20 protein-coding genes are annotated in these 23,671 nt (G+C 61.7%); 19 read left to right on the top strand and 1 reads right to left on the bottom strand.

The features are described 5' to 3' along the window. Positions 1-31 precede the first annotated feature (31 nt). The 18 genes from AC0J5Z_RS15225 (at position 32) to dnaE (ending at position 22,486) form a co-directional block, all read left to right on the top strand. Positions 32-1,828, top strand: coding sequence for a peptidoglycan D,D-transpeptidase FtsI family protein (locus AC0J5Z_RS15225; protein ID WP_475033724.1), 1,797 nt, complete (start codon positions 32-34; stop codon positions 1,826-1,828). 102 nt (positions 1,829-1,930) lie between these two features. Beyond that, positions 1,931-3,577, top strand: coding sequence for a UDP-N-acetylmuramoyl-L-alanyl-D-glutamate--2,6-diaminopimelate ligase (locus AC0J5Z_RS15220; RefSeq protein ID WP_475033719.1), 1,647 nt, complete (start codon positions 1,931-1,933; stop codon positions 3,575-3,577). Between the two features lie 6 nt (positions 3,578-3,583). Continuing rightward, positions 3,584-5,074 carry a UDP-N-acetylmuramoyl-tripeptide--D-alanyl-D-alanine ligase gene (locus AC0J5Z_RS15215; protein WP_475033717.1) on the top strand — a complete coding sequence of 497 codons (1,491 nt, stop codon included), beginning with the start codon at positions 3,584-3,586 and terminating at the stop codon, positions 5,072-5,074. Further along, positions 5,071-6,180: a phospho-N-acetylmuramoyl-pentapeptide-transferase gene (gene mraY / locus AC0J5Z_RS15210; RefSeq protein WP_475033715.1), complete on the top strand. Its 1,110-nt coding sequence runs from the start codon at positions 5,071-5,073 to the stop codon at positions 6,178-6,180. Before AC0J5Z_RS15215 ends, mraY begins: the two co-directional genes overlap by 4 nt. Further along, positions 6,162-7,751: a UDP-N-acetylmuramoyl-L-alanine--D-glutamate ligase gene (murD, locus tag AC0J5Z_RS15205; protein WP_475033713.1), complete on the top strand. Its 1,590-nt coding sequence runs from the start codon at positions 6,162-6,164 to the stop codon at positions 7,749-7,751. The genes mraY and murD overlap by 19 nt, the downstream gene beginning before the upstream one ends. Positions 7,752-7,753: 2 nt before the next feature. Next, positions 7,754-9,055 (top strand): putative lipid II flippase FtsW, encoded by a 1,302-nt coding sequence (ftsW, locus tag AC0J5Z_RS15200; protein WP_475033709.1) that lies wholly within the window; start codon positions 7,754-7,756, stop codon positions 9,053-9,055. A gap of 6 nt (positions 9,056-9,061) precedes the next feature. Continuing rightward, the gene (gene murG, locus AC0J5Z_RS15195) at positions 9,062-10,180 is read left to right on the top strand and encodes an undecaprenyldiphospho-muramoylpentapeptide beta-N-acetylglucosaminyltransferase (protein ID WP_475033707.1); all 1,119 of its coding nucleotides are present in this window, start codon (positions 9,062-9,064) and stop codon (positions 10,178-10,180) included. Further along, complete coding sequence (murC, locus tag AC0J5Z_RS15190; RefSeq protein WP_475033705.1) at positions 10,177-11,547, top strand: UDP-N-acetylmuramate--L-alanine ligase; 1,371 nt, start codon at positions 10,177-10,179, stop codon at positions 11,545-11,547. The genes murG and murC overlap by 4 nt, the downstream gene beginning before the upstream one ends. Beyond that, on the top strand, positions 11,540-12,406 hold the full coding sequence (locus AC0J5Z_RS15185; RefSeq protein WP_475033703.1) for a cell division protein FtsQ/DivIB: 867 nt from the start codon (positions 11,540-11,542) through the stop codon (positions 12,404-12,406). The genes murC and AC0J5Z_RS15185 overlap by 8 nt, the downstream gene beginning before the upstream one ends. A 216-nt stretch (positions 12,407-12,622) precedes the next feature. After that, on the top strand, positions 12,623-13,843 hold the full coding sequence (ftsZ, locus tag AC0J5Z_RS15180; protein WP_011774419.1) for a cell division protein FtsZ: 1,221 nt from the start codon (positions 12,623-12,625) through the stop codon (positions 13,841-13,843). Between the two features lie 25 nt (positions 13,844-13,868). Next, entirely contained in the window at positions 13,869-14,606 is a 738-nt protein-coding gene (locus AC0J5Z_RS15175; RefSeq protein WP_475033701.1) for a purine nucleoside phosphorylase YfiH/LACC1 family protein, read from the top strand. Then, entirely contained in the window at positions 14,599-15,357 is a 759-nt protein-coding gene (locus AC0J5Z_RS15170; RefSeq protein ID WP_475033699.1) for a YggS family pyridoxal phosphate-dependent enzyme, read from the top strand. Before AC0J5Z_RS15175 ends, AC0J5Z_RS15170 begins: the two co-directional genes overlap by 8 nt. Before the next feature lie 86 nt (positions 15,358-15,443). Then, positions 15,444-15,980: a cell division protein SepF gene (locus AC0J5Z_RS15165; RefSeq protein ID WP_011774422.1), complete on the top strand. Its 537-nt coding sequence runs from the start codon at positions 15,444-15,446 to the stop codon at positions 15,978-15,980. 107 nt (positions 15,981-16,087) lie between these two features. Then, positions 16,088-16,375, top strand: a complete 288-nt coding sequence (locus AC0J5Z_RS15160; protein ID WP_475033696.1) for a YggT family protein — start codon at positions 16,088-16,090, stop codon at positions 16,373-16,375. A 156-nt stretch (positions 16,376-16,531) separates the two neighbouring features. Beyond that, a complete protein-coding gene (locus AC0J5Z_RS15155; protein ID WP_475033693.1) occupies positions 16,532-17,230 on the top strand; it encodes a DivIVA domain-containing protein in 699 nt (232 codons plus the stop codon). A gap of 113 nt (positions 17,231-17,343) precedes the next feature. Further along, positions 17,344-17,952, top strand: a complete 609-nt coding sequence (lspA, locus tag AC0J5Z_RS15150; RefSeq protein ID WP_475033689.1) for a signal peptidase II — start codon at positions 17,344-17,346, stop codon at positions 17,950-17,952. Then, complete coding sequence (locus tag AC0J5Z_RS15145) at positions 17,945-18,871, top strand: RluA family pseudouridine synthase (RefSeq protein WP_475033684.1); 927 nt, start codon at positions 17,945-17,947, stop codon at positions 18,869-18,871. Before lspA ends, AC0J5Z_RS15145 begins: the two co-directional genes overlap by 8 nt. A gap of 57 nt (positions 18,872-18,928) precedes the next feature. After that, the gene (gene dnaE, locus AC0J5Z_RS15140) at positions 18,929-22,486 is read left to right on the top strand and encodes a DNA polymerase III subunit alpha (RefSeq protein ID WP_475033681.1); all 3,558 of its coding nucleotides are present in this window, start codon (positions 18,929-18,931) and stop codon (positions 22,484-22,486) included. Between the two features lie 33 nt (positions 22,487-22,519). Here the strand turns inward: dnaE and AC0J5Z_RS15135 are convergent, their stop codons facing one another. Next, complete coding sequence (locus AC0J5Z_RS15135; protein ID WP_475033677.1) at positions 22,520-23,020, bottom strand: flavin reductase family protein; 501 nt, start codon at positions 23,018-23,020, stop codon at positions 22,520-22,522. A gap of 113 nt (positions 23,021-23,133) precedes the next feature. Here AC0J5Z_RS15135 and AC0J5Z_RS15130 point away from each other — a divergent pair, with 113 nt between their 5' ends. Continuing rightward, positions 23,134-23,667: a hypothetical protein gene (locus tag AC0J5Z_RS15130; protein ID WP_475033675.1), complete on the top strand. Its 534-nt coding sequence runs from the start codon at positions 23,134-23,136 to the stop codon at positions 23,665-23,667. The last annotated feature ends 4 nt before the right edge of the window (positions 23,668-23,671 follow it).

Raw genomic sequence — 23,671 nt, 5'->3', positions numbered from 1 at the left:
ACCGAAGCAGGGCCAGCAGCAAGGAATCAACGTGGCAAAGAACCCCGGCACATCAAAAAAAACGAAGACGCCGGCGGCCAGAAAGAGGTTGCGCGTTGGCCTCGGCATCATGCTGACCCTGCTTCTGGTGGTGGGCGGCAAGTTGTTTATGGTTCAAGGCCTGGACATGGGCGGGATGGCTGAAGCTGCCCTTGCGAGCCGGCTTACGCCGCAAGTGCTCCCAGCTGAGCGGGGGCAGATTGTGGATGCCAATGGCACGGTGCTGGCCAGCAGCGTGATTCGCTACAACATCGTGGTAGACCAGACCGTGAATACGAGTACGGAAACTTTCCACCGCTTCAATGAGAAGACCGAGAAGCTGGACGAGATCACCCGTGATCAGGGAATTGCCGATTTGGCCAGCCTTCTGGGGGCGGACGAAGGCACTATCCGTGAGTCACTGACCGGAGAAAAGCAGTACTTCGTGGTGGCGAAGGACGTCAAGCCGGAACTGGAAGACCGGATTTCGAAGCTCTATATCCCGGGCCTTAGCGCGGAGGGTGTCAGCAAGCGTGTTTATCCCAACGGCAGCGTAGCCGGCGGGGTGATTGGTTTCCTCGAGGATGGAACCAACGGACAGGCCGGCATCGAACAAACCCAGAACGAAATTCTCCGTGGTGCTGAGGGCAAACGCGTCTTCGAAATCGGAGCGGACGGCCTCAGGATTCCGGTGGCCACTGATGAATTGACGCCCGCCGTGGATGGTAGTGATGTCAAGCTGACCATCAACACGGACGTCCAGTACTTTGCGCAGCAAGCCATCCAGAGCCAGGTCAACAAGATGAACGCCGAGTGGGGCTCCATCATTGTGATGGACACCAAGACGGGCAACCTCATTGCCCTCGCGGACACCAACGCGCCGGACCCCAATGACCCCGGGAAAGTGGATGCCAAGGATCGAGGCGTCAGGTCCGTGACGGCCGCCTACGAGCCCGGTTCCGTGCAGAAGATGATTACCGCTGCAGCTGTGATTGAGGAGGGTAAGTCATTCCCCCTGGACCACTTCACCATCCCGTCGTCCTACACCATCGACGGACAAAAATTCACCGATGCGTTCGAGCACGGCACCGAAGAACGAACTCTTGCAGGCATCCTGGGCTGGTCCATGAACACCGGTACCGTAATGGCGGGCAGCCGACTCACCAAGGAACAACGGTACGACTGGTTGAAGAAATTCGGCATCGGCGAGCAGACGGACATCGGACTGCCCGCGGAAGCCACAGGCATACTGGCCAAGCCCGAGCAGTGGGACGACCGTCAGCAGTACACGGTGCTTTTCGGGCAAGGCGTATCCCAATCGACACTCCAGACTGTGCGCGCGTTCCAAAGCATCGCCAATGATGGCGTAATGCTGCAGCCCAGGCTCATTGACAGTTACGTTACTCCGGAGGGCGAAGAGCAAAAGGTTCCTGCCAAGGACTCCCGCCAAGTGGTATCCAAGGAAACTGCCCAGCAAGTTCGTGACATCCTTGAAAGCGCCGTGACTGAGGGGCAGATCAAGGACGCTGCCATTGACGGCTACCGTGTCGGAGCCAAGACGGGAACGTCCCAAGCTCCCCGCGAGGACGGCCTGCCCGGATTTGACGGCTTCACCGCCTCAATGGTGGGCATGGCACCCATGGATGACCCCAGGTTCATCGTGGAGGTGGTCCTTCAGCGCCCCAAGGGAAACATCTACGGCGTCACGAACGGTCCCGTGTTCCGTTCAGTGATGGCACAGGTCCTCCGGACCTACAACGTGGCGCCGTCCACGGGAACGCCCGCGCGGTTGCCCCAGTTCGTCAAGTAAGCTTCTTGGGCGTCTGTTTCGGCCAAAAATCGATCCACCACTAACGGCCCGGGCGCCGCTGGCCCCAAGCCGGTCGTTCCACGAGCACCAACGGAGAACCACGTGTCAGACCACAATGAGGCAGCTATCAACGCCACGACGCCGGATGCCGGCCAGACCGGCTTTCGTCCCGCATCCGTGGCCGCAGTGCCGTTGGCAACCATCGCGGACGCACTCGGTGTCGCGGCTCCCGATGCCAGCCAGGACAGGGGAGTGACAGGCATTACGCTCAACTCCAGGGCCGTCGAAGCAGGCGACCTCTATATGGCGTTGCCGGGAGCCTCCCGCCACGGTGCCGACTTCGTTCCGCAGGCAGTCGAGGCCGGGGCGGTTGCCGTCGTCACGGACGACGCCGGGGCCCGCCAGCTTGCGCTGGCAGGTGAGCAGCCTGTGCCGGTACTTATCGTCCCTGAGCCGCGAACCGCCGTCGGGCGCTTGGCCGCACTGATCTACCGCAGCCAACCTGCGGATGGCGTCCACCCGACGCTGTACGGCGTCACCGGTACCAACGGAAAGACCACCACCACCTATTTCATTAACTCCTTGTTGCGTGCCTTGGATAAGAAGCCGGGCCTCATCGGAACCATCGAAATCGTTGCAGGTGGAGAGCCCATCCCCAGCCTCCTGACGACGCCGGAATCCACCGATGTCCATGCCCTGCTTGCGCTGATGCGCGAACGAAACCTGGACGCGGCATCCATGGAGGTCTCGTCCCACGCCATCTCCTTCCACCGTGTGGACGGGGTGATGTTCGACGTCGCTGGTTTCACCAACCTCACCCAGGACCACCTGGACCTGCATGGCAGCATGGACGAGTACTTCCGCACCAAGGCTGAGCTCTTCACTGCCGAAAGGGCCAGGCACGCTGTGGTCACGGTCGACGACGACTGGGGACGCAAGCTGGCAGACACAGCCGACATCCCGGTCACCACCCTCTCAACCAAGCCCCTCGATCGAGGCAGCGCCAATGCCGACTGGAAGGTTGCGTCCATCACGGCGCGCGGCCTGGGCTCGGAATTCGAACTCAGGCACGCCAACGGACGAACCTTGCGCATCCACACCGGCCTGCCGGGAGATTTCAACGTGGCCAATGCAGCCTTGGCCACGCTCATGGTCCTGGCATCCGGCGTGGACGAAAACACCCTCCAAGATGCCTTGGATGCGCACGATCCGTTCACCGTCGCAGTGCCCGGACGCATGCAGCTTGTCTCTGCAGAACCTGCCTCCGTTGTTGATTTTGCCCACAATCCTGACGCTCTGTCCCGTGCTTTGGAAGCCGTTCGCTCACCGTTGGAGGGATCCCGCGTCATCGTGGTCTTCGGCGCAACCGGCCAGCGCGACCAGGGCAAGCGTCCCACCATGGGAGCCATCGCTGCCCGCCTTGCCGACGTCGTGATCATCAGCGATGACGATCCCCACGACGAAGACGCGGCAGCAATCCGCGCGGATGTCCTGCGGGGCGCCCACGAGGCCCGGGACTCCGAGAACCTGGACAGCGAAATCATCGAGTCCTACCCGAGGGATGCCGCCATCCGGCTCGCTGTCGACATGGCAACCAGCAAGGACACCATCCTCGTCGCCGGGCGTGGCCACGAGGTGTGGCAAGAGGTCAAGGGTGTGAATCTGGCCTTGGACGACAGAGTGGAGTTGCGGGCCGCCTTGACATCCAAGGGATTCAGCGTTTCAGCGGACCAGCGGATAGAGTCCTAAACCGAGATGATTGCACTTACTGCGGCGGAGCTCGCCGACATCACCCATGGCCGATTGACCGGAGATCCGGATGTCGTGCCCACTTCCGTCGTCACTGATTCACGGGAAGCGACGCCCGGATCGCTGTACGTGGCCAAGCCCGGCGAGCACGCCGATGGTCACGACTTCGTCGACGCCGCTTTCGAACGAGGCGCGGTCCTGGTTCTTGCCGAACGCGAAGTGGCCGATGCTGACGGCCGCCCCTATCCCGCCGTCGTGGTTGAGGATGCCGTGGTGGCCATGGGTGCCCTTGCAGCAGAGTCCGTCCGCCGTATCCGTGCTGAGCGTCAGCGCCGTGGGGAGGACTTTACGGTCATCGGCATCACAGGATCAGCGGGCAAAACCACCACCAAGGACCTCCTTGCCGGTGTGCTGTCCACCGCCGGAGCCACGGTGGCGCCGCAGGGGTCCTACAACGGTGAGGTGGGCGTCCCGCTGACGGTCTTTGCCGCTGACGCCAACACCCGCTTCCTGGTGATCGAAATGGGTGCCACGGGCCTGGGCCACATCAAGTACCTGGCAGAGATGGTCAAGCCGGACATTGGCGTGGTCCTGGTGGTTGGTACGGCCCACGCCGGCGAATTCGGTGGCGTGGAGAACATCGCCAAGACCAAAGGGGAACTGGTCGAAGCCCTCAGCGAGCACGGTACGGCTGTGATCAACCTCGATGATGGCCGGGTTGCTGCCATGCGTACCCGCACCAGGGCCAAGGTTCTGGGCTTCACGGCTTCGCCCGCCACTACCGAAGAGGTAGAAGCCCGCAACGTTGTGGTCAACGAGCAAGGATTCCCTGACTTTGATCTGGTGCTGCCCGACGGCGGCCCGTCCGTTGAGGTGCGAAGCCGCCTGATCGGTGGCCACCACGTCACAAATCTTTTGGCAGCAGCCGCCGCAGCGTTTGCCGCAGGCATTCCGGCCGCTGACATTGCATCCTCACTTAGCTCCCAGTCGGCAGCCAGCCGGTGGCGGATGGAGCGAACTGAACGTGAAGACGGCGTCACGGTCATCAACGACGCCTATAACGCCAACCCGGAATCCATGCGGGCTGCCCTGCGTACGCTGGCTGACCTTGGGCAAGGCAGAAGGACCTGGGCCGTTCTTGGAGCCATGCTCGAGCTGGGGGAGGACTCCATCCGCGAGCACACCGCCGTGGGAACCCAAGTGGTGCGGCTGAACATTTCCAGGCTGGTGGTGGTGGGACGTGAAGCCCGTGCCCTCTACATCTCCGCCATCCAGGAAGGTTCCTGGGGTGACGAGTGTTCGTTCACGGAGACCGTGGAAGAAGCCTACGAACTGCTTCAACATGAACTGGAACCCGGAGACCTGGTGCTCTTCAAGTCCTCCAACGGTGTGGGACTGCGGCATTTGGGTGATCGGATAGCATTACCTCCACGGGCCGAGCCCACCGGAGAAAACGCGGCCGAAGCTGCCGCAAGCGAAGGGAACGAGCTGCTGTGATTGCACTTTTGATCGGCGCAGGCGTCGCCCTTCTGGTGGCCCTGATAGGGACGCCCCTGTTCATCAGGTTCCTCGTGGCCAAGAGCTACGGACAATTCATCCGGGACGACGGACCCACTTCCCACCACACCAAGCGCGGCACCCCCACCATGGGCGGAACCGTGGTGGTGGCCGCCGTGCTCATCAGCTACTTCGTGACACACCTGATCATGTGGATGATGAACCCGGACTCGGCCGGGCCATCCGCGTCGGGACTGTTGCTGCTGTTCCTCATGGTGGGCATGGGCTTTGTAGGTTTCCTCGATGACTTCATCAAGATCTCCAACAAGCGAAGCCTCGGCCTCAACGCACGCGCCAAGCTGATCCTCCAGGCGGCCGTGGGCATCATCTTTGCGGTCCTGGTCCTCCAGTTCCCCAACGAGAATGGCCTGCGTCCTGCATCTACCCAGATCTCCCTGGTGCGGGATATCCCTTGGCTGGACCTCGCCTTCGGCGGCACAGTGGTGGGCGCCATCCTCTTTGTGCTGTGGTCCAACTTGATCATCACCGCGGCCACCAACGGCGTTAACCTGACCGATGGCCTGGACGGGTTGGCAGCCGGGGCATCAATCATGGTCTTCGGCGCTTACACCATCATGGGGATCTGGCAGAACAACCAGGCTTGCGGATCACCACGGGAAGCCGGCAGCGGTTGCTACCAAGTGCGCGACCCCATGGACCTTGCCTTGCTGGCAGCAATTCTCAGTGCTGCCCTGGTGGGATTCCTGTGGTGGAATACATCACCGGCCAAGATCTTCATGGGTGACACAGGATCCTTGGCCATCGGTGGTGCGGTTGCGGCTTTCGCCATCCTGTCACGCACCGAACTTCTGCTGGCCTTCATCGGTGGCCTCTTTGTCCTGATCACCCTGTCAGTCATCATCCAAGTGGGCTTCTTCAAACTCAGTGGCGGCAAACGTGTCTTCAAGATGGCCCCGCTGCAACACCACTTTGAATTGAAGGGCTGGGATGAAGTTACCGTCGTGGTCCGGTTCTGGATCCTCGCAGGGCTCTTCGTGGCTGCCGGCCTTGGAATTTTCTATGCTGAATGGGTGGTGCTGCTGTGAACGAAAACCCGGATACGACGCCGTCGAACGCCGGCAGGCTCAACGAACTCACTAGCTGGGATGCTGACTGGGCCGGTCTGCGCGTCGTGGTAACAGGCATTGGCGTCTCCGGCTTCTCAGCTGCCGACACCCTGATCGAACTTGGCGCCAAAGTGGTGGTGGTTGACGCCGCCACCAGTGCAAAGGCCAAAGCCCAAGCCGACACCCTGAAAATTGTGGGGGCCGTTGATGTGCTGTTGGGGGAGGAAGCCGTTACGGCACTCCCGGTGATCGATGGAACTTTCCCCGAGCTTGTGGTGACCTCGCCGGGTTGGCGCCCCGACCAAGCCCTGCTTGCCGCGGCGAAGCGGAAGCACATCGCTGTCTGGGGCGACGTGGAGCTCGCGTGGCGTCTTAGGGAGCGGGCAGGACGCAAGACGGCGGACTGGCTGACGATCACCGGCACCAACGGCAAGACCACCACGGTGGGCATGGCTGAATCCATGCTGCAGGCAGCCGGACTTAAGGCGATTGCAGTGGGAAACGTCGGCACTCCTATTCTTGACGCACTCCGGGATCCCGTGGACTACGACGCTTTCGCCGTTGAACTCTCCAGCTTCCAGCTGCACTGGAGCCACTCGTTGTCTCCAGTGGCAAGTGTTTGCCTGAACGTTGCCGAGGACCACGTCGATTGGCACGGCTCGTACGCCTCGTACCTCGCGGACAAAGCAAAGGTGTACGAGAACACTCAGAAGGCCGCCATCTACAACGCGGAACAAATCGAAACCGAGCGAATGGTGGAGAACGCCGACGTGGTGGAAGGGTGCCGCGCCATCGGGTTCACCACCAATACACCGGCAGTAAGCATGCTGGGTGTGGTGGACGGCCTGCTAGTTGACCGGGCCTTCATAGCTGAGCGCAAGGACTCCGCGGCAGAACTTGCAGCGATGTCCGATCTTGGTCCGGTGGCACCTCGCCACATGGTAGCCAACGCCCTCGCGGCGGCGGCCCTGGTCCGCGCCTACGGGATTGAACCAGCCGCTGTGAAACAGGGCCTGGCCAACTACCTGCCAGGCGCCCACCGCATCCAGTTGGTGGCCAGCCATAACGACGTCCTGTGGATCAACGACTCCAAGGCAACCAACCCGCACGCGGCCTCCGCTGCACTCTCGGCCTTTCAGCAGGTTGTGTGGATTGCCGGCGGTCTCTCCAAGGGCGTCAACTACGACGACCTCGTCAAAGAGCACGCACCCAGGTTGAAAGCCGTTGTGCTCATCGGCACCGACACCGCGGCGTTGGAGGGCGCCCTCCAGCGACACGCACCCGATGTCCCCGTGATGGCGCCGCCCAAGGGCGACACTGAAGGAGTGCAGACCGCAGCCGGAGACGCCGCCTCGCCAATATACGGTGAGACCATTATGGCCCAGGCCGTGGCATCGGCGGCTGGAGTGGCAAAGCCCGGCGATACCGTGCTGATGGCACCGGCGGCTGCATCCATGGATCAGTTCTCTTCCTACGCTCACCGTGGCGACGCTTTCGTCCTGGCAGTTCGCGAGCTTGTGGAAGGGCAGGCACCGACCACCGAGGAGTAACAATGGTCAGCACGCCCACCCGCACCCGCGGCAAAGAACCCCGGGACGGGAAGTCCAAGGCCGCGTCTGTTGATGGCAGCCGCCCCAAGGGGCTCCGCGGACACCTGCGCAGCTTCTGGGAGAGCCTTGAAGGCAAGGGCAAAGCCCCCAACAGCTCCACGTATTACCTGATCCTCGGCTGTGCTCTCGCGTTGACGGCCATCGGCATCATGATGGTGTTGTCCGCCTCCAGCGTCGAAGCCATCTCCGAGGGCAAGTCGCCCTACGCCGACGCCCTCAAGCAGGCGGTCTTCGGCGTCGTTGGACTCATTGCGATGTATGTCATTTCACGGACCAACGTGAATTGGATGAAGAAACTGTCCTGGTGGGCGCTGGCGGCGGTGATTGTCCTCCTTGCCTTGGTTCAAGTCATGGGCAACACTGTCAACGGCAACAAGAACTGGATCGACATCGGCGGTGTCACCCTCCAGCCCTCCGAGATGGCCAAGCTGATCCTCTGCGTCTGGATCGCTGCCGTTCTGGCGCGGAAGCAGAAGCTCCTTCACCGTTGGATGCACGTCATCATTCCAGTGGTCCCTGGCGCGGGCCTTGTGATTGCCTTGGTGATGTTGGGCAACGACCTCGGAACAGTCATCGTCATTGCGGCGATCACCGCGGCCGGGCTTTACTTCGCCGGCGTACCTGGCCGCATGCTGGCCATCGCCGGCGCGGTGGGTGCGCTCGGCGCCGTCCTTGGCACCATCAGCAGCTCCAATCGGATCTGCCGCATTACTTCATGGCTGGGAACGGCCTCCCAGCAGTGCACCGAGCAGTTCGACTTCGATTTCCAATCCACCAACGGCATGTACGGCCTTGCGCAAGGCAGCTGGACCGGGTTGGGCCTCGGCCAAAGCCGGCAGAAATACAATTGGCTGCCAGAGGCCCACAACGACTTCATCTTTGCCATCATCGGCGAGGAACTCGGCCTCGTGGGAACCATGGTGGTCCTGGTCCTGTTCGCGATTCTGGGCATTGCCATTTTTCGTGTGGTGGTCAGGCAGACCGATCCTTTCCAGCGCACTCTTGCGGGTGGAATCATGGTGTGGCTGCTGGGCCAAGCAAGCATGAACATGGCCGTGGTGACCCAACTCCTTCCCGTGGTCGGGGTGCCGCTTCCATTCATCTCCTATGGTGGCTCCGCGTTGATCATGTCCCTCTGCGGCGTGGGCGTAGTGTTGTCTTTGGCCCGCGGCCAATTGCCAGTGCAGCAGCGTTCAGGCTTCCTGCCGCGCCTCATGTCCAAGACCGCACGAAAGCGTACCTAGCACTTCATGACTTTTGATTCCGCCAACGTATCCAAGCCTTTGTCCGTCGTCCTCGCCGGCGGCGGAACTGCCGGTCACGTCAGCCCGCTGCTGGCTATTGCCGATGCCATCAGGGACAAGCATCCGGAGGCCGCCATCCTTGCTGTTGGCACGCCGTCGGGCATGGAAACCCGGCTGGTCCCCGCGGCCGGGTATGAGCTCGCCACCATTGACCGTGTCCCGTTTCCACGGAGGCCGTCGGCAGACCTCGTTAGGTTGCCTGCCCGTTTGAACGGAGCGGTTCGGCAGGCACGGCGCATCTTGGAAGAAGCCCGCGCGGATGTCCTGGTGGGGGTGGGAGGGTACGTCTGTACGCCGATGTACCTTGCTGCCCGGAAACTCCGGATTCCCATTGTCATCCACGAGGCCAACATGAAGGCTGGCCTGGCCAATCGCGTCGGCGCCCGGTTCACTAATCATGTTGCCGTGGCATTTGCCGGTACCCGCTTACGGGGTGCACGCCACGTAGGCATGCCCATGCGGCGCGCCATTTCAGGATTGAACAGAGCCGTCGCCGCTCCTGCGGCAAAGGCTGCGCTCGGATTGGATGCCCACCGTCCTGCGCTGATTGTCACCGGCGGCTCCTCAGGGGCATTGAGCATCAACCGCGCCATCACTGCCGCATTGCCTTCGCTGACGGCCGCCGGCGTACAGACGCTGCACATCACGGGCATCGGCAAAGCCGTCGAGAATAACGACGGCGGCCTTCTCGCCGCTGACGGCTATCGGCAGGTCGAGTACGTGGATGGTATGGAGAACGTCTACGCGGCTGCCGACGTCCTCCTTGCCCGTGCCGGGGCCGGAACCGTCAGCGAAGTAGCGGCGGTTGGAGTCCCCGCGGTGTTTGTGCCCTTGCCTGTTGGCAACGGAGAGCAGGCACTGAACGCAGCCCCCTTGGTGGCCGCCGGCGGTGCCATGATGGTGGATGACAAAGACCTCAGCCCTGAATGGCTCCGGAGCGAATTGATTCCGCTTCTGACAGACGGCCGCAGGCTCCGCGAAATGGCCCGGAAATCCGAGGCCCTTGGTATCAGAAACGCCGATCAGCGCATGGCTGATCTTGTCTTGGAAGCGGTATCCGCATGACCACCAGCATTGCCCGGCTCGAGTCCCTAGGACGTGTCCACTTCATCGGAATCGGCGGAGTGGGCATGTCCGCAGTCGCACGCATCATGGTGTCGCGGGGTGTCCCGGTCAGCGGAACCGATGTCAAGGATTTGCCGGTCATGCGTGACCTCTCCTCGGCGGGCGCCCGCATTGCCGTGGGTTACGACGCAGGAAACCTGGGCGACGCCCAGACCATCGTGGCCGGCTCGGCCATCCGGGCGGACAATCCCGAGCTGGTAGCAGCACGTGAGGCCGGGCTGCCCGTGCTGCACCGCTCAGAAGCCTTGGCCGCCACCATGGCTGGCCACCGGGTGGTCACCGTAGCGGGTACCCACGGCAAATCCACTACCACCTCGATGGTCGCCGTCCTCCTGAAGGAAGCCGGCTTGGATCCCTCCTTCGCAATTGGCGCGAACGTTCCGGCACTTGGCGTTAACGCAGCACACGGGGGATCCGACATTTTCGTTGCAGAGGCCGATGAATCGGATGGGTCGTTCCTCAACTACCGGCCGTTGATTGCCGTGGTCACCAACGTCGAGGCCGACCACTTGGATCACTACGGGACGCCGGAGGCCGTCTTCGCTTCCTTTGATGACTTTGCGGCGCTCCTGCCTGCCAGTGGCGTCCTGCTGGCATGTGCCGACGACGCCGGAACCCGGGCCTTGGCAGAGCGCACAGCGTCCAAGGGGACCACGCGGGTGCTGACGTACGGAACATCCGACCAAGCGGACATCCGCCTTCATGACGGCGGTCCGGGCGATGTTTCGGTGGCCTTCGACGGTGACGTTCATCGGCTCGAATTGCAGGTTCCCGGGCGGCACAATGCCCTGAACGCGGCAGCTGCGTTCGCCGTCGCCGTCGAACTCGGTGTGGAACCTGAAGCTGCTGCGGCAGCGCTGGGCCACTTCACGGGCGCGTCGCGGCGCTTTGAGCTCAAAGGCCAGGGGAGGGGAGTGCGGGTCTATGATGACTACGCCCACCATCCCACGGAGGTGCGCGCAGCATTGTCGGCGGCACGTTCCGTGGCCGCCGGCAACAAAGTGCACGTCCTTTTCCAGCCGCATCTGTTTTCACGGACCCGTGAGTTCGCCAAGGAGTTCGCGGCTGCACTGGACCTGGCGGACAACGCGTTGGTCCTTGATATCTATCCTGCGCGCGAGGACCCCATCCCTGGTGTGACCAGCACTCTGATTACCGACCACTTGGTGAACGGTCGACTGGTTTCGGCCGATGAAGCTGTTGACGCCGTGATCGCTGTCGCAAGCGAAGGCGACGTCGTCCTGACGGTCGGCGCCGGAGACGTCACTGCCTACGGGCAAGTGATCGTGGAGGCGTTGGGTGGCTAGCACCCGCAAGCCCACGTTCAAAGCAGGGACGGACCCGCGGCAAAGCAAGGCAGGCCGTGCCCGGGGCGACTCAGCGGAGGTCATCAGTGCACAGCGTTCCGTTGAACCGGAAGCGAAGACCTCGGAGAAGCCGGCGGGCAACGTCATTGCATTTCCTGAGCCGAAGAACCGCCGCCAGCGACGACTCGTGCTCGGGACACTGTCGATTGTGGCTGTTGTGGTCGGTGCATTGATTGCAGGAGCTGTATTTTCGCCGGTGCTGGCAGTCCGAACCATCACCGTGGACGGCACTACGTTGCTGACACCGGATGCGGTGCAGAAAGCACTGTCCGGCCTCGAAGGCAAACCGTTGCCGCAGGTAAGCGAGCAGGAAATCAACGAGCTCCTGAAACCACTTGTCCAGGTCCGTTCGGCCACCATGGAGGCGCGGCCGCCGTCGGAGTTGCTGGTGCACGTGGACGAACGCGTCCCGGTGGCACTGCTGAAGCAAGGTGACTCTTACGTAATGGTGGATGTGGACGGCGTGCAGCTCGGTGCAACGAAGGACTTGACCGCCGTAGCACTGCCGTTGATCGACGCCGGAGTCGGCACGACCAACACGGAGTTGTTTAAGGCGATTGCTGCTGTGTTGGACACCTTGCCCGCGGATATCCTGGCCAGGATGTCCACTGCCTCCGCAGCATCCGCGGACGCCGTTGAGCTGAAACTGGTGGACGGAAAGACGGTAGTGTGGGGCAATGCCGAGGACAGGGAACTGAAGTCGAAGGCACTTGAGGCGCTCCTGAGGATGCCGGCGGACCCAAAGGTCCCTGTCAGTGTCTACGACGTCAGTGTTCCCCGGCATCCATTCACAAAGTAAGCAGCATTGAGAACGTAACCTGCGGCCGGCGGTGGCCTTATTTCGCGACAATCACACGACACGCGCTAGCGGAGATTGCATGTGGGAAGCAGAGGAAATACCGTCGCAGTAGAGTTACTTGACATAACTATAACCTTCAACTAGAGGGTTAAGGTCCAAGGATTCAAGTTGGACTCGATCAGTTTCGCTATAGGACACAAGCAAGGGGCACGAAACGTGGCAGCACCGCAGAATTACTTGGCCGTCATCAAGGTCGTCGGCATCGGCGGCGGTGGCGTGAACGCAGTCAACCGCATGATCGAGGTGGGCCTTCGGGGAGTCGAGTTCATCGCCATCAACACCGACGCGCAGGCGCTGCTCATGAGCGACGCCGACGTCAAGCTCGACGTCGGACGTGAACTCACGCGCGGCCTCGGCGCCGGGGCAAACCCCGAGGTCGGCAAGCAGGCCGCAGAAGACCACGCTGACGAGATCGAAGAAGTTCTCCGCGGTGCTGACATGGTCTTCGTCACTGCCGGCGAGGGTGGTGGCACCGGAACCGGTGGCGCCCCCGTGGTCGCGCGCATCGCCCGCTCCCTCGGTGCGCTGACCATTGGTGTGGTGACTCGTCCGTTCACTTTCGAAGGCCGACGCCGCGCAGGCTCTGCCGAGGCCGGTATTGACGCCCTCCGCGACGAAGTAGACACCCTGATCGTCATCCCCAACGATCGTCTCCTGTCCATCAGCGATCGCAACGTCTCCGTCCTGGACGCCTTCCGCTCCGCGGACCAGGTGCTCCTTTCCGGTGTCCAGGGCATCACCGACCTCATTACCACTCCGGGCCTGATCAACCTGGACTTCGCTGACGTCAAGTCAGTCATGCAGGGCGCAGGATCGGCCCTGATGGGCATCGGTTCCGCCCGAGGCGAAGACCGTGCAGTCAAAGCTGCGGAACTGGCCATCGCCTCGCCGCTGCTGGAGGCTTCCATCGACGGTGCCCACGGTGTCCTGCTTTCCATCCAGGGCGGCTCGGATCTCGGGCTGTTCGAAATCAACGAGGCCGCGCGCCTGGTGCAGGAAGTGGCCCACCCTGAGGCGAACATCATCTTCGGTGCCGTCATTGATGACGCCTTGGGTGATGAAGCCCGCGTGACCGTCATTGCTGCAGGCTTCGACGACGTCAAGGCAACTTCGCCTTCCATGGACCAGTCGCGTCCGGCGCAGAATCCCGTACCCTCGGACCGTCCTGCTGCTCCGAGCAGCGCACCGTCCAGCGCTGCTGCACCGCAGCACGCCACGGCAGGTATCGGCGCTGCAGGCTTGAGCAACTGGGGCCAGCAGCGTCCTTCGGCGTTGCCCGCTGACTCCGGCTTCGACGTCGACCTCCCCGCAGTGGTTGAACCCGACCTTTCGGGCAGCCGCTCCGATGACCTCGACGTTCCCGACTTCCTGAAGTAAGCCACGTTCGGAGAGTCAGTTCCCGGTGTTTTGGTGGCGAAATGAAGTAAGGCCCGGCGTCTCTGTAGCCTTCACGGATACGGGCGCCGGGAACCTGGCTCTCCATGTGGGGGATAATCACTCCGACGTGATGGCCCGTCGTGCCCGGTTGGAACACGCCGTTGGCCTGGATGCCGTTAGTCCGGATTCAGTGCAGTTCCAGTACATGGATCAGGTCCACGGCAACAACGTTGAGTTCATCGCCGCACACGGTCCTGGACCTACTGCCGACGCCATGGTCTCTGCCACGGCGTCGCCCGCGGCCTCCCGGCAGGCAGCCCAGCCCCTGGCTGTTATGGTGGCGGATTGCGTGCCCGTTGTGTTCGTCGGGTACGACGCCGGTAGTAACCCGGTCCTGGCTGCTGCCCATGCAGGGCGCCCCGGTGTCGCTTCGGCCGTAGTACCTGCCACAGTCGCAGAAATGCGACGCAGGGGAGCTGTGGAGATTAGTGCGTGGCTCGGGCCGTCCATTTGTGGATCCTGTTACGAGGTCCCCGAACAGCTGCGTGCTGACGTCGCAGCGAAGATTCCCGAAACCTGGTCTTCCACATCGTGGGGAACGCCTGCCCTTGACTTGCCGGCCGGTGTTCGGGCCCAGTTGGCTGCACTGAATGTGACCGTGGAGTATTCGGGAGAGTGCACCCTCGAAAACGACTCCCTTTTTTCATACCGGCGGGACTCCCGAACCGGTCGATTTGCAGGTTTGGTGTGGACGCATGAATAGCCTTGGATACGACAATGAACAGCGGCAGGATTCGGGTGGCGACGCCCGTACCGCTGAGCTCGCTGACCGGCTCGGACTGGTCCGGCAGCGGATAGAGGCAGCCGTCCACGCCGCGGGGCGAACTGATCAGCCGAGGCTGATTGTCGTGACCAAGTTCCACCCGGCGGCTGACGTCCGCCGCTTGGCCACCCTTGGCGTTACGGACGTCGGCGAGAACCGGGACCAGGAAGCCGCGTCCAAAAGTGTGGAGCTCGCCGACGTTGACGTCAGATGGCACTTCATCGGCCAGCTTCAGAGCAATAAGGCAAAGTCCGTGGTCAAATATGCCGCTTCAGTCCAGTCCATAGACCGCCCGCAGGTTGTTGACGCTTTGGCCAAGGCCGTCGGCCGGGAAAGGGATGCCACGGGGCGTAGCGACCTCGACTGCTTCATCCAGGTCAGCTTGGATGACGACGCCGGCGCGCACCGCGGCGGTGCAAGTCCGTCCGACGTCGAGGTACTTGCAGGAAAAATCGAGTCAGCGGACGGGCTCCGGTTGTCCGGGCTGATGGCCGTGGCGCCTCTGGGTGCCGATCCGGAAGCTGCCTTTGAGAAGCTCGCGGGTATTTCCGCGGCCCTTCGCGTCGCTCATCCGGCTGCAACGGGTCTTTCTGCCGGGATGAGCCAGGACCTGGAAGCAGCGGTGAAGTTCGGGGCGACACACCTGAGAATTGGCTCCGATATTCTCGGTTCCCGTCCGGCCGTGGGGTAGCGTCAAAGTATTGGAATGACGGGCCGGGGTTCCAATAATGTCAAGTCATGGCGGCCCGCCTACTGCAGAAATGATAGGAGTGCACCATGGCTGGCGCTCTGCGCAAGACAATGATCTATCTTGGGCTCGCCGACGGCGATGAACACTACGAATCTGAGCAGTCCGTCGCCACGCACCACGATGAAGAACGCCCCCAGGCACAGGAACGGGAAGAGCGCCGTGCGCCTGCTCCCGTCCGGGAAGTTGTCCGTGAAATGCCCACTGTTGATGCCGAAGAGGAATACCGCGCACCCGTGACACCCATCAAGCGTGCGGCGTCCAGCCGCGAAGATGCCTCGGGCCTGAGGCAGATCACCACCGTTCACCCCCGCTCTTACAACGATGCCAAGGTCATCGGTGAGAGCTTCAGGGATGGCATTCCCGTCATCATGAATGTCACCGACATGGGTGAAGCCGATGCCAAGCGCCTCGTGGACTTCTCTGCTGGTCTTGTCTTTGGCCTGCACGGCAGCATCGAGAGGGTGACCAACAAAGTCTTCCTGTTGTCGCCGTCGTACGTTGAAGTCATCGGAGATGACAAGAAGGCCAGCGAAACGCAGGCCAGCTTCTTCAACCAGAGCTGACAACAGACTTTTCGCAGATGCCAGGCGGGTCAACCTGCCTGGCATCTGTGTTGCAATAGTAGGGACCGATCCGCATTCCGGAACAAGTGGGAGATCTGAGCTAACTCGTGGGCATTGTTTTCGGCCTTATCTATGTTGTGTTGTTGCTGTTCTTCATTGCCCTGATCATCCGACTCATCTTCGAATGGGTGCAGATGTTCGCCCGCCAGTGGCGGCCCCGGGGTGTGGCATTGGTTACAGCCCATGTAGTGTACTCCGTCACGGATCCTCCGCTTGGTAGGCTCCGGAGGCTCATACCACCCCTCCAACTGGGCGGAATATCCTTGGATTTGGGCTTCCTGATCCTGATTATTGCCGTCAGCATTGCCATGGCAGTAACCAGCAGCCTGGCGTAACTGCTCCGCGGAACCCGGGCCACCGATGGTCCATAGGCCGCAAATTCTCCAAATCAACACGATGGTGTTGAATTGGAGGAACAAGATGATATTTAGGTACCGTAGTTTTGAACGGCCGGAAGGCCTACTGACTAACTAGACCAACGAGGTGACCAGATGGCTTTGACGCCAGAAGACGTTGTCAACAAGCGCTTTCAGCCGACCAAGTTCCGCGAAGGCTACGACCAGGACGAGGTAGATGACTTCCTCGACGAGATCGTGGTGGAACTTCGCCGCTTGAACCAGGAGAACGACGAACTTCGCAAGAAGCTCGGCGAGTCCGGATCGGCTGTTCCTGCTGCAACTGCTGCGGCTCCGGTCGTCGAGAAGGTTCCGGCCCCGGTCAAGGTTGACAAGGAAGCCGAGGCAAAGGCGGAAGCCGAAGCCAAGGCTGCTGAAGCTGCCAAGAAGAAGGAAGCCGAGCAGGCTGCTGCTGCTGCAGCAGCTCCCAAGGCACCCGCCGCAAGCAACGGCGTCACCCCTTCCGCTGAATCCGCTGCAGGCCTGCTTGCCATGGCACAGCAGATGCACGACAAGCACGTTTCCGACGGTGCGCAGCAGAAGGAAAAGATCATTGCCGAGGCTCAGATTGAGGCTTCCAGCCTCGTCAACGACGCCCAGGAGAAGTCCCGCAAGATCCTTGGTGCCCTCGAGCAGCAGCGCTCCGTTCTTGAGCGCAAGGTTGAGCAGCTCCGTGGCTTCGAGCGCGACTACCGCTCGCGCCTGAAGGCTTACATCGAAGGCCAGCTCCGTGACCTCGACGCCCGTGGTTCCGTTGCTGCCCCTGAGGTTGGCGAAGCAACCGCCGACGTTTAGCAAGTATTCTGAAAGCCGGTGGCTGAGGACTCCTCGGCCGCCGGCTTTCGCTGTTAAAACTGACATCAGCCAAAACCGACAGCAGCCCGCAACGCTTCCCGAATGAAAGCACTATGACCGACGACTTCACCGCTGACGCCACTCAGCCGGCGCCCGCCGAGCGCCGTAAGTGGCGTCCTGCCATGCTTTGGCTCTTTGCCGGCTTCGCCGTGTTTGCCTACGTTTTTGACCAGCTCACCAAACTCTGGGTCACCAGCACCATGGTGGAGGGTGAGCGCATTCCTGTGCTGCCTCCGCTGCTGCACTGGTACTACATCCGTAACTCCGGGGCGGCATTTTCCATAGGCGAGAATGTGACGTGGATCTTCACGATCGTCATGGCAGCCGTCTCCGTGGCGATCCTCTTTCAGCTGCGAAAGTTGGGTTCCGCCTGGTGGGCGCTTTCGTTGGGACTGTTGCTGGGAGGTGCCCTCGGCAACCTGACCGACCGCTTGTTCCGGGAGCCATCTTTTGCCATGGGCCACGTGGTGGACTTCATCCAGTTGCCAAACTTTGCGATCTTCAACATCGCAGACTCGGCGGTGGTGTCCGGCGTCGTAATTATCTGCCTCCTGACGCTGCGAGGTGTGGGGATGGACGGGACGCGCCAACTCGCTGTGCACAAGCCGGCCAAGGATGCCAAGCCTGCCGGTGGCACTACCGGGGAGCCTGCTGGTGAGTAAATCCGTGGTGGTCCCCGAAGAGCTGGCCGGGGTTCGCGTTGACGCCGGACTGGCGCAGCTTCTGGATATCTCCCGGTCCGCGGCAGCGCTGCTGATTTCGGAGGGAAACGTCACCAGCGGCGGAGTTGCACTGGGTAAATCGGCAAAGCTCGCTGCCGGCGCGTTGCTTGATGTCACGGTTCCCGAGCGGCCGGATCCCTTGGAAATCGTGGAGGAAGTTGTGGAAGGCCTGAAGATTCTGCTGGACGACGAGGATTTCGTTGTCATCGACAAGCCTGTGGGGGTTGCCGCCCATCCCTCACCCGGCTGGGTGGGCCCCACGGTGGTGGGAGGCCTGGCTGGCGCCGGATATAGGATCTCAACCTCAGGGGCGCCGGAGCGGGCGGGAATCGTCCACAGGCTCGATGTGGGCACGTCGGGTGTCATGGTTGTGGCAAAGACCGAGCACGCTTACACGGTGCTGAAGAGGGCGTTCAAGGAACGCACCGTTGAGAAGGTTTATCACGCAGTGGTTCAGGGACTACCTGATCCGCTCGAGGGCACCATTGATGCGCCGATTGGGCGCCACCCGGGCCATGATTGGCGATTCGCCGTCATCGAGGACGGTCGGCCGTCAGTAACCCACTACGAGGTCTTGGAGGCCTTTGGCAAGGCGACGCTGGTGGAGGTGCATTTGGAGACGGGCCGCACTCATCAGATCCGCGTCCACTTCTCAGCGTTGCGGCATCCCTGTGCCGGAGATCTCACCTATGGAGCGGACCCGCGACTCGCAGCGAACCTCGGGCTCACCAGACAGTGGCTGCACGCCCGTCAGCTTGGATTTACCCACCCCCGCACGGGAGATTGGGTTGAAGTCAGCAGCGAGTACCCGGCCGACCTCCAGTACGCCTTGGATCTGCTCGCCACCGGCTCCGCCTAGGCAGACTTCGTCGCCCGGGTCCTATATCTGTCTGACCCGGGACGGTAGACTGTCGTGGTGACTTCCAGCAATGATTCGTTCGTCCACCTGCACACCCACACCGAATACTCCATGCTGGATGGAGCTGCCCGGCTCGGAGAGTTGTTCGATGAAACCGAACGGCTGGGGATGCCTGCCTTGGCCACCACGGACCACGGATATTTGTTCGGTGCATTCGACTTCTGGCGCAAGGCCACGGACAAGGGCATCAAGCCAATCATCGGCGTCGAGGCGTACGTAACCCCGGGTACCGCCCGCGGGGACAAGGAGCGCGTGCGCTGGGGCGACGAAAGCCAGCGCAAGGACGACGTCTCGGGTGGTGGCTCATACACCCACATGACGCTTTTGAGCTACAACAACGTGGGGATGCGGAACCTGTTCAGGGCTTCTTCCATCGCCTCCTTGGACTCCGTCTTTGGTAAGTGGCCGAGGCTGGACCGGGAACTGCTCAACACCTACTCCGAAGGCCTGATCGCCACCACAGGTTGCCCTTCCGGGGAGGTCCAGACCAAGCTGCGGCTCGGCCTCTACCGCGAGGCTGTCGAGGCCGCAGCAGAGTTCCGCGACATTTTTGGAGCGGAAAACTACTTCTGCGAGCTGATGGACCACGGACTGGACATTGAACGGCGCGTTACCGGCGACCTCCTGCGCCTGGCCAAGGAGCTCAACCTCCCGCTGGTGGCCACCAATGACCTCCACTACACGCACGAACACGATGCGAAGGCCCACGAAGCCTTGTTGGCTATCCAGTCCGGTTCCACGCTCCTGGAACCGACGTATGACAACGGCGGTTCCCGCTTCGCGTTCTCCGGCAGCGGTTACTACCTGAAGTCTCCGCAGGAGATGCGGGAGCTGTTCCGCGATCACCCGGAGGCCTGCGATAACACGCTGCTCATCGCCGAGCGCTGCGAAGTTTCGTTCAACACCGGCGCCAACTACATGCCGCGCTTCCCTTGTCCTCCCGGGGAAGACGAGACCTCCTGGCTGGTCAAGGAAGTAGATGCCGGCCTGAAGTACCGCTATCCCCAAGGCATTCCGGACAAGGTCCGCAAGCAAGCCGACTACGAGCTCGGCGTCATTACCTCCATGGGATTCCCCGGGTACTTCCTGGTGGTTGCCGACTTCATCAACTGGGCCAAGAACAACGGTATCCGCGTTGGTCCCGGCCGTGGATCCGGTGCAGGCTCCATGGTGGCCTACGCCATGCGCATTACAGACCTCGACCCCCTGCAGCACGGCCTGATCTTTGAACGCTTCCTCAACCCGGACCGCGTTTCCATGCCCGACTTCGACGTCGACTTCGATGATCGCCGCCGCTCCGAGGTGATTGACTACGTCACCAAGAAGTATGGCGACGAGCGTGTGGCCATGATCGTCACGTACGGCACCATCAAGACCAAGCAGGCGCTCAAGGACTCCTCGCGCGTGCTGGGCTACCCGTTCAGCATGGGTGAGACGCTGACCAAGGCACTTCCTCCTGCCGTCATGGCCAAGGACATTCCCTTGGCGGACATCCAGAACCCGGAATCCAAGCGTTACAGCGAAGCCGGGGATTTCCGGCAGCTGATCGCCACCGATCCCGAAGCCGCCAAAGTCTTCGAAACCGCGCTGGGCATCGAGGGCCTGAAGCGCCAGTGGGGTGTTCACGCCGCCGGCGTCATCATGTCCTCCGACCCCATCATCGACGTCATTCCCATCATGCGCCGTTTCCAGGACGGCCAGGTCATCACCCAGTTCGACTATCCGACGTCCGAAGGCCTCGGCCTGATCAAGATGGACTTTCTGGGCCTCCGAAACCTGACGATCATTTCGGATGCCCTGGAAAACATCAAGATGAACCGCGGCGTTGACCTGGATCTGGAAAACCTGGAACTTGACGATGCTGCGTCCTACGAGCTCTTGGCGCGCGGTGACACCTTGGGTGTGTTCCAGCTCGACGGCGGACCCATGCGGTCCCTGCTCAAGCTCATGAAGCCTGACAACTTCGAAGACATCTCCGCAGTCCTTGCGCTGTACCGGCCCGGGCCCATGGGCGCCAATGCCCATACCGACTACGCCCTGCGGAAAAACGGGATCCAGGAAGTTATTCCCATCCACCCGGAGTTGGAAGAACCGCTTAAGGAAATCCTTGGCGGCACCTTTGGCCTGATCGTGTATCAGGAGCAGGTCATGGCCGTGGCCCAGAAGCTGGCTGGCTACTCGCTCGGCCAAGCGGACATCCTCCGCCGGGCCATGGGTAAGAAGAAGAAGTCCGAGCTGGACAAGCAGTTCGCCGGCTTCTCCCAAGGCATGCAGGACAACGGCTACTCCATGGCCGCCGTCAAAACGCTGTGGGACATTTTGCTCCCGTTCTCCGACTACGCCTTCAACAAGGCCCACTCGGCTGCCTATGGCGTTATCTCTTATTGGACGGCCTATTTGAAAGCGCACTACGCGCCGGAATACATGGCTGCCCTGCTGACATCCGTGGGTGATGACAAAGATAAGTCCGCCATCTACCTCAACGAGTGCCGTCGGATGGGCATTACGGTCCTCCCGCCGGACGTCAACGAATCGTCGCTGAACTTCACCCCAGTGGGAACGGACATTCGCTTCGGGATGGGCGCCATCCGCAATGTCGGCGTCAATGTGGTGGATGCCATGGTGGCCGCCCGCAATTCCGAGGGCAAATACACATCGTTCAAGGATTTCCTCCTGAAGGTGCCGGCTGTGGTGTGCAACAAGCGCACCATCGAATCCTTGATTAAAGCCGGAGCGTTCGATTCGCTGGGCCATCACCGGCGTGCTTTGGCGATGATCCACGAAGAAGCTATCGATTCCGTGATCACACTCAAGCGGAACGAGGCCATTGGCCAGTTCGATCTCTTCGCGGGCTTTGAAGACCAAGAGCCCGAGGCTTCGCTGACGACGGAAATCCCGGACCTGCCCGAGTGGGAGAAGAAGGACAAGCTGTCCTTTGAACGGGACATGCTGGGCCTTTACGTTTCAGACCATCCCCTGCAGGGGTTGGAGGGCGTCCTGAGCCAGCACGCGGAACAGTCCATTACATCGATCATCGCCGAGGATGGACCGCACGACGGCGCAATAGTCACCATTGCGGGCATGATCACCTCGCTGAGCCGCAGGATCGCCAAGGCCAGCGGAAACGCCTATGCCCGGGCAGAGATCGAAGACCTCGGTGCTTCCATGGAGGTCATGTTCTTCGGCCAGGTGTACGGGCCCATCGCGTCGGTCCTGGCAGAGGACTTGATCGTTGTGGTCAAGGGCCGGCTGCAGCGTCGAGATGACGGAGCGGTCACTTTGAACTGCATGGAGCTTTCGGTCCCGGACCTCAGCGAAAGCGTGAACGGTCCCGTGGTGATCACCATTCCTACGTTCAAGGCCACAGAGGCAGTAGTGACGGACCTGCGTGATGTACTGCGCACCCACCGAGGGAATTCAGAGGTCAGGCTCAAGCTGATGGGCGACACGAAGGTGGAAGTCATGGGCTTGCCCGTTCATATGAGGGTGAATCCCAGTCCGTCACTCTTTGGTGACCTGAAAGTCCTGCTGGGTCCGGCCTGCCTGGATAACTAGGTTTTCAAGAATTAACTGAGTCTCCTGAGTTAACTAGATCTCGTAGTCGAGCGGTGCAGGTTTACTGTAGCCGCCGCTGTGGTAAAGCAGGGGAGTGCCGTCTTCCCCAACCTGGCCATCGACAACCTCCACCACCACGACGGCGTTGTTCTCGAAAGACAGGCGCATTTGGATCCTACCCACGAGCCAGCCGCTGACGTCCTTGAGGATGGGCACGTCGTGGGGGCCCGGCTCCCAGTGGTCGCCGTCGAACCGGTCGCGTGTCCGTGCGAAGCGATTGGCGAGGGCTTGGTTTTCCAGCCCCAGCATGTGGACTCCGATGTACTCCGCGTTGGCAACAGCCGGCCAGGAACTGGAGCTCCTGGCCATGTTGAACGTGAAGCGGGGAGGCTCGGCGGACAGCGAGGCTACGGACGTGGCGGTGAAGCCGAAGGGGCTTCCGTTGAGGTTCGCCGTGATGATGGCTACTCCAGCGGCATGCCGACGGAACATCTCCCGGAAAGTCTGCTCGAAGCCGGATTGTTCGCTTGCCACGTCGGTTTTTCTCCTGAATTGGGGGCCGTGCTTCTTCCCTTCAGGGTATTCCTCCCATACTGCGAGCCCCACATTTTGTTGAGTCGGCATGAACCTTTGTTAATGTGAGTTGCATGACCGAGCCCACCGTGCACGTCCCAGTTGTTGCAGAACCCGTGTCCGCCTCCAAGCCGCGGCGTTCGAAGGACGTCCTTTGGTTGACCCTTCCGGCGGCCTCGGGTGTGGTTGCCGGAGTGATCTGGTGGCTGCTTGCTCCGGGTGGACTGAACCTGGTCTCGGGCAATCCGGATATGGCGAATGCGGCCAATCCTGATTCCTGGCTCCCGCGGGACTTGGTCCTCGCAGCCCTGATGCTGCTGGCAGGGTGTCTCACCGGCGTCATGCTGGACGGAAAGCTGCAGGGCGACGGTGCCGGTCGGCGCTTGGCTTTCGCTCTCATTGGCGGTGCTTTGGGGGCTCTCATCGCCTGGCTGGTTGGGCTGCTCGCCGCCCAGCTGCTGGGGCCAGCGCCGGATCCTGCCCTTGGCCCCGGGTTTGGCTTCACGCTTCGCTCCTACGCTGTGCTGGTTCTATGGCCCGCTGCCATCGCATTTATCACGTTCGTGCTGGCGCTGCTGGGGGTTCTGTCAAAGAAACCCGTAAAATAGCCGG

Source organism: Paenarthrobacter sp. TRD_SC_7, from assembly GCF_056156245.1.
This window is presented reverse-complemented; position numbering and strand designations above follow the sequence as displayed.